Raw genomic sequence first — 12,262 nt, 5'->3', positions numbered from 1 at the left:
TTATTCCGCGCCGCGGATTAAATAACTGTTTCAGAGAAAACCCCTTTTGTTTTTCCAGTAATGGGCATACTGTTCAAATAGTATACCTCCGGGGCGCCATTCCTGGTTGGTTTGTTCCTCAGTTTTATATGTTTCACTCCATAAATCAAGTTCATTCTTTATGATCAGACGAATTTTTTTATCCCGAGGTTTATGAGTATATACACATAGCACCGAGTTTTTTATGTAAGGACATGGGTCATGGCGGGGATTTTTATTGGCAAATTTAGCCATATTAATTGCACCGTTATCGGCCAGTTTATTCAATTTAGGGCAGAGTTGCCGAAAAAGATCGGCATTTCCCTCGTAAATCCATTTGCCAGCCACCTTATTATCTACATTAGGTGCAAATATATAGGTCCAAACGGTGCCTACTTGTATCATTTGGATTCCCCTTTATAAGCAATACTTAATTATATTATAAATATATCTGTCAAGTAGAGTTAATGGCCTGTTAAACGCAATGTAAATTAGAATTAGTTGGTTAAAATAAGAAATAAAGCGTGTAGGCCCACGAATATTTCAATTAGATCCGGTGGGGAAGCAAAAAAATGTGAGATAATAATTTAGTCATTAATTAGGACACGATATAGGACCCAGTGATACTGGTGCAGGTGGGAAATTTAATCGTAAAGAAAGGATTTTTGCGCACGCTGATGCGTTAGGCTGAAACGACAGGGGAAGTGCTTATAATTGTACACCTGTGTATAATGAGCTGAAACATGGTAGGAAGTGGCAGGCGGTGATATGCTGACTGTTGCGCTTGCCTGAGGATGTTAGCACGCCGGTTAGCACACCGGTACGGAGGTGTATCACCAGATTGGTCGCAGACCTTACATGCTGCAACCAATAATTTTTACACCATCGTACCGGTGTACCGTTGCATATTAATTTTTTAAATCTGGCGGATGCGCGAGTCTATTACGGAGTTTGTCATAACGTCAGGCCACCTTTAAATAAAACTTTAGCGCAGGCATTGTTCGACCAATATAATGATCAGTATGTTTAATACCATTTGAATAAAAAAAATAAAGTAGCGATTATAACTGCCAAACTGGTAATGGATAGTGTGATGCTGATGCGTAGCAATTTTTTTAACAATACATATTCTTTTTCTAAATAACTAAATTTTTCGTTTAGCTCCAGGGCCAGTTTTTCTGCGTCCAGTTTGATTGTTTGTTTTAAGAGTGAGATTTCCTCTTCCATTGCATTAAATTTTTTTTCCGTTGGTGCAAATAATCCGTTTTTCAAGGACTGGGCAAGTGATTTGGTCAACTCACCCGAGGCTGTCTCTCTGTTTAGTTCATAAAGTTTGACCATGTTTTATTCCCCTTCGGTGGCCTGGTTAATAGCGTCTCTGATGGCAGAGAGAACCAGCAGGGGTATCTCTTCAATTTTTTGTTCCAGACGGATAACCCGTTCCCTTAAATCATCTATTCCCTCCCGGTCTTGTTTTTTTAATTCCTCCAGCATGTTTAGTAACCGTCCATTTTCATTCAGTACGGGCTGAACAAATTTACCCCTTAAGCCAGCTAAAATATCTGTTAAAATGTTTTGCATTTCGTCATTTTGGCCTTTAAACATCAAGCACTCCTCCTTTTATATTCTTTTTATAGCCCGGTTGAAAGATTGTAGTAAACCATGTATTTCCTTGGTTCTCTGCTCATTTATTAAACATGCCAGATCTTCAATTAAATCGCGTTTTATTTCTTGACCGGTGCTATCGCTTATTGCCTTAATTATTTTGCGTAACCTTTCATCCAGTGCTCTAGCGTTTTGCATATACATCCCTCCCGGGTTTTGGGTATAATTCATTGGGTGCCGTTGCCAATCTTTCTGTTATTGCTGTATGCTACCAAAGGTTTCTTTTTCTAATTGGTTCATTTTCGCAATATATTGATGAGCTATTATTAATGCCGTAGGAGAAATATTTTGGCGTTCAGGTTCTGGCGCTTTAGACTTTAGATTAATCTTAATTTGTCTTTCCATGTCATTAATAGATGACTCAATGCGACTCTCCTGAATATTGATATATTGGCTTAATATACTGTGAGCCCGCGTTAACTTGAAATTTTCTAATAAATGATCAATTGTATTTTGAAGACTAGTTGTATTTACTTCGTAAGGGGTCAGATCACTTGTATGGGTTTTCCATTTGTGATGAAAGTCGTTCAATAACATATTTATACTGGTGGACATGTCCTGGCAGGATGGCACTGTCACTGACGTGCGGGACAAACCGAGAAAACCTTTTTTAATTGATTTTTGGCCTTCACGGAAACCGCGAAAGTCTTCCTGGTTATTGAACGAAGTGATTTGCTCCTGCCAGTAAGCCATTCTTTGCTTTATTTTTACTAGTAATGTTTGAACTTCGTTTTTTAATAGGGCTAATTGATTTTCTTTATTAGCGTCTTGTGAATTTGGGTCTATTTGAACAGGCATTGCTTTTTTAAAATTTTCCATAAATACACGGTAATTATTTGCACAGCGTAATTCCCAGATATGTTCTTTTAAATGCTTCATAATTCGTGGAAAAGCTATCCTATCACGTCCGGTCAGGGCATCTAATGCTGAAATAAAAAAAATATTACCGGGATCCACTATCCCTCGCGAAGGCTTAACTAAATTTTCCTGTAGGTAACTATATACATTATTTCTTTCCTGAACGGTTAGAGTGTCAGCGAAATTGACAATGATAAACAATTTATGGCTTGGTTGTCGTTCCTTTTGCATGGCCCGGTGAATCAATTTTACGATACCCATATCGGGTTGGGTTAGGATATGTTTGCCATTTAAAAAAAAGAGAAAACAATCTGACAATGGTAAATAGCGGGTGGTTATTTCCCGGTGGTGATGGTATACCGAATCCAGCCCTGGTGTATCTACAAATGTAGCCAGGCGCAGTGATTCCGCCGGATGCTCTATAACAATATCAGATACCCGTAAGGCTAGATGTGAACCTGCTATTTTTGCCAGCGTGGTCCTGTCTCCCGGGGTGTCCAGATTCAGTTCCTGTCTCACGGTGTCTTTAAAGTGTATAACAAAGTAATCAGCCAGCTCGCTGGACAAAAACATTTGGGCAGGTACTTTCTTGAACAGTGATTTCCATGGTCGCCTTTTGCTGGAGAAATCCCGTTTAACCCTGGCAAATGATTTTTTCAATAGCTCTATTTGTTGCAGTAATTCAGTCGCGGTGATTTTGGTTAACCGTCCATTTTTACTTTTTTCCATAGCATATACATGCTCTACTAGTTTCGAGTCGCTGATCCAGTGCTCCAGGGTTGCTAATTCATACCTGCAAAGAATAGCTTGCTGGTTCTCCATCTGGTGGGTGGGGATAACCACCTGACGGGCATAATTGATGATCGCTTTTTTATGAACGCCGTGTTTTAGTCTTGTAATGGTAAAAGTGGTGGGACTATTTTGCGCAGGTAAAATTGCTTCCCCCATCAAGGCGTTAAAAAATGTAGATTTGCCGCTGGAAAATCCACCGGCGGCAGTAACCAGGTAATTTTCCTTTTTAAGTTGGCCATGCAGTGACTCCAGTTGTCTGATGGAATCGGTGTATGGTTTCAGAGACGGGTCATTAATGGCCTGTTCCACTAAGGATAATATTTTTTCTCGTATCAGCACTATATCCCGCTTGGGGCCGGTGGTTTTGTATACTATTGATACGCCTCCGGGGTCGACTGCCGGGCGGTCTGTCTTCTCCATTAATGATGCTATTTGTTGCGATACAGGCGTTAATGTTTTTAGCATGTTTTGGCCTTGGATGATTAAACGAGCTTGTTCAATAGCCGCCCAGAACTGAACCATAAATTTGGCATCATCATTGGCGCGCATTGAATCGGTGATAATACCGGGTATTTGGAGGTCCAGTTTCCTGAGTTTGTCGGTAATTCTTCGTAACTTAAAAATCGCTGCCTGGTTTTCAATAAACAACTGAATTTTGATAATGTCCTGATTATCCATGGTGTTAATCAAATATACGGGTACTTCAGTTGCGCAAATTTGTCTTAAAAACTGGCGGGATTCTTTTAATGATGTACCGTCATAGACACCTAAATTACAATTTATCCAGAAAGAAATATTTAACGGTTTGTTGCTGCGAACAAGTTTTTCTATGTACCGCCGGTCTGCCTCGTTAAGCCCTCTTTGCTGCAATAAATAAACAATATATTCACATTTAGGCAATCGACTGAGCAGTGATGATGGTTCATGTAGCGCATCTATACCCGGTGTATCAATTATATGCAGTTTCTTTAGCAGCTCATGCTTGTACTGTACTTCGACATTGGTGATTCCACCTCCGGGCGGTTCCTTGCGGGTCAAAAGGCCGGTAAGTTCACCTGCAGTTAAAACATGCATCTGCCGGTCGGTAAAATATACCCGTGCCAGAAAACGTTCGCCATAGCTGAATCGAACCGGAGCCGGTGTTGTAGGTATTATATTAACAGGTGAAAGATGATGCCCCAAAAGGTTATTAATCAGGGTGGATTTGCCGGAATTGTATGGGCCCATGATTACCACGTTAGGCACTTCTTCCTGGGTCAGGTAGGTTTGGGTTAACTTATCGACCCCCGAGAAAAAATGTTCAATGCTTTGGTTTTGCATAATTACCTCCCTGATAAATTAATTTAATTGCTCTGGAAGGTATGTCCAGGTTCACCTGTTGGAATATATTACTTGCGGTATGTAATTATGACAAATAAAAACCGGCTTTTTTAAGCCGGATCTTCATGACATTTATAATAATTTTTTTGTGGGTACCAAATGATTAAAACATTTTCAACCCCAACCCTAACGCTTAACGCTATCTATTATTAAATCTTTCAACCTTTCAACACCCGGCACCAGGTGCGAGGCGGGAAAGGCATTCTTCTGCATAGCGCTGTATTTCGTCCGGAAACCAGAAAGACATGGCTTTGGAAGTAACTAATTTAGCCTTGGGCATGGTTAGGCGAGCTATAATGCGCCGGGCCTGTTCTATGTGTTCCGGCGGCATAACCAGTTCATTTACCCCCATGGCGATTAACAGTGGTATGGCCGGCGGTTGCCAGGCCAGGGGTGCTGTTACTGCTACTGATTTGCGCCTTTTGCGCACTTCTTCCGCCAGAGCACTGATTTGAAACAAAAAGGAGGGGGCATAGTCATGAAGCAGATCATTATTCCTGCAGTTTACGTCCGCAGCTAACAAAGTATGTTGTTTTAACCTTTCACTAATGCTGAAAAAGGATACTTCAAAGGCCAGTACCGGTGCCATTACCAATGCCCCCGGCACCTCCAGTTCAATGCCCAGGTCGGGAAGGGAGTGTGTGTTTTGTTCACATAGTTCACGGTGCATGGTGTTTATTGTGTCCTTTACCTTAATTACCTCAGTCACATCGGCAACCATAGGCAGAAGCAGGCGAAAATTACCTTCGGAACTAGCCCTGACAATAGCGCGCAGTTGGGTTTGCAGTATGTCGGGCCGTGCCAGACCTAAGCGCACACCCCGGCAATTATTTGATAATTCGGAGCTATCAATAGCCCTTATCGTTTTAGGGTGGGCTTGCAGCGTGCGCACTGTAACGGGCCGGTTGCCCATTAGACGACTCACTCGGAGCAATATTTCCAGTTGTTCCTCTTCTTCCGGCAGATTATCGCGATTCAAATACATGAAGTCCGTGCTCAGCAACCCAATGCCGTCTGCAGCTGAGGCAGCGATATTTTCCACATCATCCATGGAATAAGCCGGGGCATTAAGTAATATAACCTGTCCATCTTTAGTACGCGTGTGTGATCCAGTTACGGAACTCAAAATAAAATCACCTTCTTGGTTAATTAACGCTGCATTCTTTTGTCGTATATGGTCATTATCGCAAGGATGGCATAGTGATTAGGAAGAATACCCGGCAGGTAGGCGTAATTAAGGCAGTCGTCACCCTGCTAACTTCGCTATTAACTTATGGGTATGAATTCTACATCAACTTCCCAGTAACCTTCACATGGTATGTATTTAGTGTTACTGAAACCGTTGGGTACCTGTCCGGCGTGAGTTGTAAGTGTTACGAACCCATCGCGGAGCATTTTCTATGTGATAAACTGTTTTTTCTAATAACGTTCTATTTTGTCAAGTTCCCTGAGCACAATGTCGTAAGTATATCTGAAAAAGTCGTCCAGGTCATCTTCGACCTGCTCGGCGGCAATCTCAATAAGCCGTGCTACCTTTACAGTATTAATATTAATGCCGTGCCTGGCGAACATTTGCACTTGATATTTATCGGCGAGGGACTGTGCAGTGGCCTTGTAAATCTCAATATATCCCGGAAAACCGGCGATTCTTTTTTTAAGCCCCTGCTCGCGGTATCCAGTTAATTCCCCCAGCAGGCTGGTAATTTGATCAATTAGTTCCTGGTTGTTAAAAGCCTGGTGAATTAAATGTCCATAGGCACCACGATTGCTGATGCGCAGTTCTATACCCATCTCCACAATATTATGTGCTTTCCACCAGCCCATCTCGGGTGGTATATTGCACGCTTCGATGGTATGCTTCACCAGCGGGCGACCTTTTTCAAAACAGTAACCGCGCTCGCAGCCAGGATATTTTTCGTCACCAAAATAATCAAGTCCGTGTGGGGATATGCCGTGGGTGATGATGCCTCGGGCAAAATCGGCCAGGGCATGATTTTCTTTTACTACATATAGTAGCTCTGCGCCCAGGCTGTGCGCCATGGCATGGCTAACCCGGGCGCTGATGACCATATCAGGGAAAAGACTGCCCAGGGTAATAGCGTCGGATCGGCGCCTTAGCACGGTTTCAGCAAAAAAAATATGAGTTTGCGGAAAAATGGTAATCTCCCCCCTTGCGATAAAATGTGCTAATATAGTAATTGTTGTAAAATCAATAAAGTTTATAAGTTTATTATATTTCCGGAGGCACTGGCCCATGTCAAAGCAAAATATTTTTAAGGCTTCCACAATTTTACTGGTTTTGTTTGTAGCCAGCCGGGTGCTGGGTTTTGTTCGAGAACAGGTAATTGCTGCCCTGTTGGGTACGACATTGCAATCCGATGCCTTTGTGGTGGCGGCTACCATTCCCTTTACTTTATCCACAATTATTGGCGTTTCAGCGGGTAACGCCTTATTGCCCATGTATACAGGACGTTTGCAGGATGCAAGTCGGGTTTACCTGGCTTCGACTGTCTTATTTGTTGTTGGTGCCTTGGTTACGCTGTTGACGGTGCTGGGATTGATTTTTACTCCTCAGGTGCTGGATTTACTTGCACCCGGCTTTACCGGTGAGGCCAGGCGTACGGCTTTGTTATGTACCCAAATAATGCTCCCGTCAACAGTTTTTCTCACTTTGGGTTTTTTGGCAAAGGCAGTGCTCAATGCCCACCGGGAATTCACGGTTCCAGCCGTGGCACCGGTACTGCAGAATATAGTTTTTATAGCCCTTATAATACCCCTGGGTGGGTTCATGGGGCCTGGCCTGGCCTGGTGCACCCTGGCCGGGGCGCTGGTATTTTACTTATATAACCTGCCTGCTATGGGGCGGTTTGGCATCCCCTGGCGCCCGCTTTTGGATACCACAGACCCTGATGTGCGCCGGGTGTTGATAATGTCTATACCGGTAATCATAACTGCCTTGGCCAGCCGGGGATTCGTTTTTGTGGATCGCTGGTTTGGCTCCCACCTGGTGGAAGGGAGCATTGCCGCCTTGAATTTTGCCAACCGGATTAGAGAGCTGCCCTATGGTTTATTTGTTGCAGTGGTATCTTCAGTCCTGTTTCCAGCTCTGGCAGCGGCCGCCGAACGCCAGGATATGCAATTGCTGCGTGATAGAACGGCCCTGGGCCTGCGTTTGGTGGCGCTAATAACCTACCCAAGTGCAACATTAATGCTGGTGCTGGCTGTCCCGGTGGTTCGGTTGCTCTTTGAACGAGGTGCTTTTGATACAACGGCCACCATTGCCACAGCTTCAGCATTAAGTTTTTATGCTTTTTCCGTAGCCGCCATGTCAGCAAGCTCTGTGCTGACTTATACATTTTTAAGCCTGCGGGATGCCCTGATGCCCCTATGGGTGGGCCTGGCCGGCCTTTCTGTAAATATATTTTTAGACTATCTATTGGTAGACCGGATGGGGCACGCCGGCCTGGCACTGGGCAATACAATAGGATCTTTTGTTACCGCTATTCTTTTTATGTTTTTACTATCCAGCCGTTTAAATGGTTTTGATTGGCGTGGGCAGGGGATCGACCAGTTAAAAATAATAGTTGCGACGATTATTTTTTCTATAATATTATGGCTCGTTGGTAAGTACACAGGGTTGTTTAATGAAAATATATCCCCCTGGGGCCAACTATTGGGTATGACGCTGGCGGTCGGTACGGCGGGGGCCGCCTATTTGCTGACTTTGATATTTTTAAATGTTAAAGAAATTATTATGATGAAGCAAAAATTTATAAAATAAAAAAATGCTATTGTGCAAAACATAATATTATAATATATTAGTTTGTAAAAAGACTTGGGGGATATACAATTGAAAGAAACATCTAAATACGAAGAACCCGCCAGGTTATTGAAGGCGCTTGCTCATCCCACTCGCCTATGCATTGTAGCCGGGTTAATGAACGATAGCTGTAACGTTAACAAAATGAAAGAGTGTCTAGAACTGCCGCAGTCTACGGTATCTCAGCAGTTGGCTATATTGCGTGCCCAGGGTATCGTGGACGGGGTGCGCCACGGTACCGAAGTTTTTTACAAAGTAGCCGATGAAAAAGTCAAGGAATTGGTCAAAGTGCTTCTCGAAGACGATCTAGTTGTTTTTAAATAAAAGTAAACTTTAAAATAAATAATTCATTTTTCGCGGTTGTTTTCCGTAACCTGGTAATTAATAATTCTTACAAGGTGATAAACGAGCTAAGCTAATTTATACTATTAGGCCAGGCCCGTTTTAACGCTTTGCCGTTTAAAAAATCAAACTTTTTACCCTGCCAGGTGTCCTCTGCTTCCAGCAATCGCTCGAGTTCCTGTTTTATTTTCCACCAACTGGTGTCCCAATTGCAAAAGAGCACCTCGTTTTGTGGTCCTTTGCCCACCAGGCGCTGTATTACTATATTCGGGTCCAGGTACTCCAAGAAAGTAATAATACGTCTAATATATTGATTCATTGATATTATTTCGAACTCACCGCGTTCGTACATGTTGCCCAGTTCAGTGCCGCGTACTATGTATAGTGAGTGTAACTTGACATAACGAGTACCCAGAGCAGATATAATTTTGGCGTTTTCAATAACATCACTCATATTGTCCCAAGGTAAATTCAATATTAAATGAGTGCAAACTTCAAATTGACGCCGGTGAATGCGCAGCACTGCATCTATAAATTCAGCCAGGGTATGACCCCGGTTTATTTTTTTTAGCGTATGGTAGTTAACGGTTTGTAATCCGAGCTCAATATTAATGTCTATATTTTTTTCGGCCTGTGCCCTGGATAGTATATCCAAGTACTCCTCGCTGATACAATCTGGTCTGGTGGATACAGAAATGCCTACTATATCTGCTTCTTCAGCCGCGCATTTGATATTATCGGCAAATTGCGCGGGAGGCAGATAGGTATTGGTAAAGGCCTGGAAATACGCAATGAATTTGTTGGCGTTAAACCGCCGGCGGAAATATTCTTTGTTTTGCCTTAGCTGTTCTATTACCGAAAGAGTATTGGGTAAAGCGTCAAATCCGGAGCCTTGTTCATCGCAGAAAATACAGCCTCCGTAGCCCAGGGTGCCGTCCCGGTTGGGACAGCTGCCGGGCAAATTGACCGGTAGTTTATATACCTTTTGCCCAAATTTGTTGATTAAGTGCCTGGAATATATATTGTACCTGAAGTTGTTTACATTCATAATATCCACCAATCCAGATGCATGATATTTATCAAAATTCTATCACATGTGGTGGAAAACCAAAAGAATTTAGAATGGTAAAAATAATTTGGTTTTTAATAACCATTAAACATAATTCTATACTTGTGTATTAATCAATAAATGGCAAAAAAACCTTGATGATTTATTTAAGAGTGTGTCCAGATACTTAAAAAGTCGTGGAAAAAACTTCCACGACTTTTTAATATAAGCTTTTGCTTAAGACAGGGGCTGGGGTTTAATCCGCCATATAAGCGGCGGAAACACTGCGATACATGTTTTCCCGGTTTATACCCGTCCAGGTTATTTTAGGTACACTGCCCAGTTCCCGCTTGGCCATGTACAGCACCAAATCCAATACCCGGCAGGAATAGCCCCACTCATTATCGTACCAGGCCAGTACTTTAACCAGATATTCATCCATGACAATGGTGGAAAGGGCGTCAACAATTGAAGAGTGGGAATCTCCGTAGTAATCCTTGGATACCAATGGCGCATCACTATATGCCATTATCCCTTTTAATTCACCATCGGCGGCACGCTTTAGCGCGCCATTAACTTCTTCTACTGTGGCAGGGCGTTCCAACACAGCCACAAAATCTACTACAGACACGTTAGGAGTCGGCACTCGCATGGCCATACCGTTTAGTTTGCCCTGCAAATCGGGGATAACTAGCCCAACGGCTTTGGCAGCTCCTGTGGTGGTTGGTATAATTGATACTCCGGCAGCCCGGGCCCTTCGTAAATCTTTGTGCGGCAGATCTAATATTTGCTGGTCATTGGTATAGGAGTGCACCGTAGTCATCATGCCGTTTTTAATATTAAATTGTTGGTGTAGCACCTTAACAATGGGGGCTAGACAGTTAGTGGTGCAGGAGGCATTGGAGACAATATTATGTTTTCCCGGGTCATAGTCATTATGGTTGACGCCCATTACTATAGTGGCATCCACATTTTTACCCGGCGCGCTGATGATTACCTTTCGAGCTCCGGCCCGCAGGTGACTGGCTGCATCTTCCCCTTTGGTAAAACGCCCGGTTGATTCAATTACCATGCCCACGTTTAATTCGCCCCAGGGCAATGCTCCAGGATCCTTTTCAGCCATGACTTTAATCTTCTTGCCGTTTACTGTAAAGCCATCTTCTGTAGCTTTTACGTCGGCATTAAGGACGCCATGTACGGAATCATATTTTAACAGGTGGGCCAGTGTTTTGGCGTCAGTTAGATCATTAACCGCCACCACATCCACTTCCGGGTTATCGAGCGCCGCCCGGAAAACATTACGTCCGATGCGACCGAAACCGTTAATGCCTATTTTGATGGTCATAATTGCGGCAACCCCTTTCTATTGAATGAGAAAAATAATTTTCTCTAAAACTAGTTTTACCACCGAACTAAAAGGTATGAATGTCAATGTGTTCTCGCCAAAGAGGGCAATTCCGCAGTATCCTGATGATACCAATGCTTAATGCTCAAATTTCCAATTTCATTATACATAAGTATAATTTATATTTTCATGTCTTTAAAGTGGTTAGCGCAATATTTCACAAAAATTTAAGATTTGCCAAATATGCTGTAATAATTTTCAGGAGGCTTTACTAAGTGTTCTAATTTACAAATGTTGATTTCCTCCCGGAATGCTTAATATGGCTTTATTGTTTGCGATTAGTTTCTAGTAATTCTCCATTTTAAAGTGTAAAATGTAGCAGAAAGTAAACAAACATAGGAGGACACCAATGCCTGATATTAATGTTAATGATGATATTGCCTTAAAGATAAAGAACGACCCTTTTCCAAAACATATGGGAGTGGAAATTATCGAACTGTCGCCGGGGTTTGCCAGGGTATCCATGAAGGTTCAGGAGCATATGACCAACATACTAAGAATTACCCATGGCGGTGTAGTTTTTACTCTGGCTGATGTTGCCCTGGGCATTGCCAGCAATGCCCGCGGGTCGGCAGCGGTGGCTGTTAATGTAAACATAAATTTTATCAGGGCCAGCAGACCCGGTGATGTTTTGATTGCTACCGCAGAAGAAGTTCATCTTGGACGGCGTACGGCAAATTATAGAATAACTATAGAGGATGATGATGGAAAAGTAGTTGCTATGGCGCAAGGTTTAGTGTTTAGAGAAAGCTAATCAACTGTTATATAATTTCCTCAAATACTGTTGCATAACGAGAGCTCTTGGGCATAGCCCGAGGGCTTTTATGCTTTTGCAAGAAGTATGATGTTGAGCTTGGAGTACAAAAAGTGGAGGACCAAGTAATATTCATGCATGTAAAAAGTCATCTCAAAGAAGCTGAATAAACATGAAAAA

12 protein-coding genes are annotated in these 12,262 nt (G+C 42.7%); 3 read left to right on the top strand and 9 right to left on the bottom strand.

Annotation, left to right across the window (positions count from 1 at the left end):
* Positions 1–30 precede the first annotated feature (30 nt).
* From DESGI_RS15905 to DESGI_RS15875, 7 genes are all read right to left on the bottom strand, one after another.
* Complete coding sequence (locus DESGI_RS15905) at positions 31–423, bottom strand: hypothetical protein (protein WP_006523354.1); 393 nt, start codon at positions 421–423, stop codon at positions 31–33.
* Positions 424–1,044: 621 nt separating this feature from the next.
* The gene (locus tag DESGI_RS15900; protein ID WP_006523353.1) at positions 1,045–1,359 is read right to left on the bottom strand and encodes a hypothetical protein; all 315 of its coding nucleotides are present in this window, start codon (positions 1,357–1,359) and stop codon (positions 1,045–1,047) included.
* 3 nt (positions 1,360–1,362) lie between these two features.
* Positions 1,363–1,623 (bottom strand): hypothetical protein, encoded by a 261-nt coding sequence (locus tag DESGI_RS15895; RefSeq protein ID WP_006523352.1) that lies wholly within the window; start codon positions 1,621–1,623, stop codon positions 1,363–1,365.
* A 15-nt stretch (positions 1,624–1,638) separates the two neighbouring features.
* Positions 1,639–1,821 carry a hypothetical protein gene (locus tag DESGI_RS15890; RefSeq protein WP_006523351.1) on the bottom strand — a complete coding sequence of 61 codons (183 nt, stop codon included), beginning with the start codon at positions 1,819–1,821 and terminating at the stop codon, positions 1,639–1,641.
* 57 nt (positions 1,822–1,878) lie between these two features.
* Positions 1,879–4,653, bottom strand: coding sequence for a dynamin family protein (locus DESGI_RS15885; protein ID WP_006523350.1), 2,775 nt, complete (start codon positions 4,651–4,653; stop codon positions 1,879–1,881).
* Positions 4,654–4,879: 226 nt separating this feature from the next.
* Positions 4,880–5,839, bottom strand: a complete 960-nt coding sequence (locus DESGI_RS15880) for a putative PEP-binding protein (RefSeq protein WP_006523349.1) — start codon at positions 5,837–5,839, stop codon at positions 4,880–4,882.
* A gap of 293 nt (positions 5,840–6,132) precedes the next feature.
* Positions 6,133–6,834: a hypothetical protein gene (locus DESGI_RS15875; protein ID WP_006523348.1), complete on the bottom strand. Its 702-nt coding sequence runs from the start codon at positions 6,832–6,834 to the stop codon at positions 6,133–6,135.
* Positions 6,835–6,967: 133 nt separating this feature from the next.
* Here DESGI_RS15875 and murJ point away from each other — a divergent pair, with 133 nt between their 5' ends.
* Complete coding sequence (murJ, locus tag DESGI_RS15870; protein ID WP_006523347.1) at positions 6,968–8,494, top strand: murein biosynthesis integral membrane protein MurJ; 1,527 nt, start codon at positions 6,968–6,970, stop codon at positions 8,492–8,494.
* A 69-nt stretch (positions 8,495–8,563) separates the two neighbouring features.
* Complete coding sequence (locus tag DESGI_RS15865) at positions 8,564–8,857, top strand: ArsR/SmtB family transcription factor (RefSeq protein ID WP_006523346.1); 294 nt, start codon at positions 8,564–8,566, stop codon at positions 8,855–8,857.
* 91 nt (positions 8,858–8,948) lie between these two features.
* Here DESGI_RS15865 and mnmL read toward each other — a convergent pair whose 3' ends face one another.
* Positions 8,949–9,923 (bottom strand): tRNA modification radical SAM protein MnmL/YtqA, encoded by a 975-nt coding sequence (gene mnmL / locus DESGI_RS15860; RefSeq protein ID WP_006523345.1) that lies wholly within the window; start codon positions 9,921–9,923, stop codon positions 8,949–8,951.
* A gap of 256 nt (positions 9,924–10,179) precedes the next feature.
* On the bottom strand, positions 10,180–11,268 hold the full coding sequence (gene gap / locus DESGI_RS15855) for a type I glyceraldehyde-3-phosphate dehydrogenase (protein WP_006523344.1): 1,089 nt from the start codon (positions 11,266–11,268) through the stop codon (positions 10,180–10,182).
* Positions 11,269–11,677: 409 nt separating this feature from the next.
* On the opposite strand from gap, the gene DESGI_RS15850 reads away from it, so the two are divergent.
* A complete protein-coding gene (locus DESGI_RS15850) occupies positions 11,678–12,082 on the top strand; it encodes a PaaI family thioesterase (RefSeq protein ID WP_006523343.1) in 405 nt (134 codons plus the stop codon).
* Positions 12,083–12,262 lie beyond the last annotated feature (180 nt).

Origin of the sequence: Desulfoscipio gibsoniae DSM 7213 (assembly GCF_000233715.2) — a bacterium.
GTDB classification, from domain to species: Bacteria; Bacillota; Desulfotomaculia; order Desulfotomaculales; family Desulfallaceae; genus Sporotomaculum; species Sporotomaculum gibsoniae.
This window is presented reverse-complemented; position numbering and strand designations above follow the sequence as displayed.

Excerpts from the sequence above, each read along its gene's own strand:
- DESGI_RS15905 (WP_006523354.1), bottom strand. The coding sequence starts at position 423 with ATGATACAAGTAGGCACCGTTTGGACCTATATATTTGCACCTAATGTA.
- DESGI_RS15900 (WP_006523353.1), bottom strand. The coding sequence starts at position 1,359 with ATGGTCAAACTTTATGAACTAAACAGAGAGACAGCCTCGGGTGAGTTG.
- DESGI_RS15895 (WP_006523352.1), bottom strand. The coding sequence starts at position 1,623 with ATGTTTAAAGGCCAAAATGACGAAATGCAAAACATTTTAACAGATATT.
- DESGI_RS15890 (WP_006523351.1), bottom strand. The coding sequence starts at position 1,821 with ATGCAAAACGCTAGAGCACTGGATGAAAGGTTACGCAAAATAATTAAG.
- DESGI_RS15885 (WP_006523350.1), bottom strand. The coding sequence starts at position 4,653 with ATGCAAAACCAAAGCATTGAACATTTTTTCTCGGGGGTCGATAAGTTA.
- murJ (WP_006523347.1), top strand. The coding sequence starts at position 6,968 with ATGTCAAAGCAAAATATTTTTAAGGCTTCCACAATTTTACTGGTTTTG.
- mnmL (WP_006523345.1), bottom strand. The coding sequence starts at position 9,923 with ATGAATGTAAACAACTTCAGGTACAATATATATTCCAGGCACTTAATC.
- gap (WP_006523344.1), bottom strand. The coding sequence starts at position 11,268 with ATGACCATCAAAATAGGCATTAACGGTTTCGGTCGCATCGGACGTAAT.
- DESGI_RS15850 (WP_006523343.1), top strand. The coding sequence starts at position 11,678 with ATGCCTGATATTAATGTTAATGATGATATTGCCTTAAAGATAAAGAAC.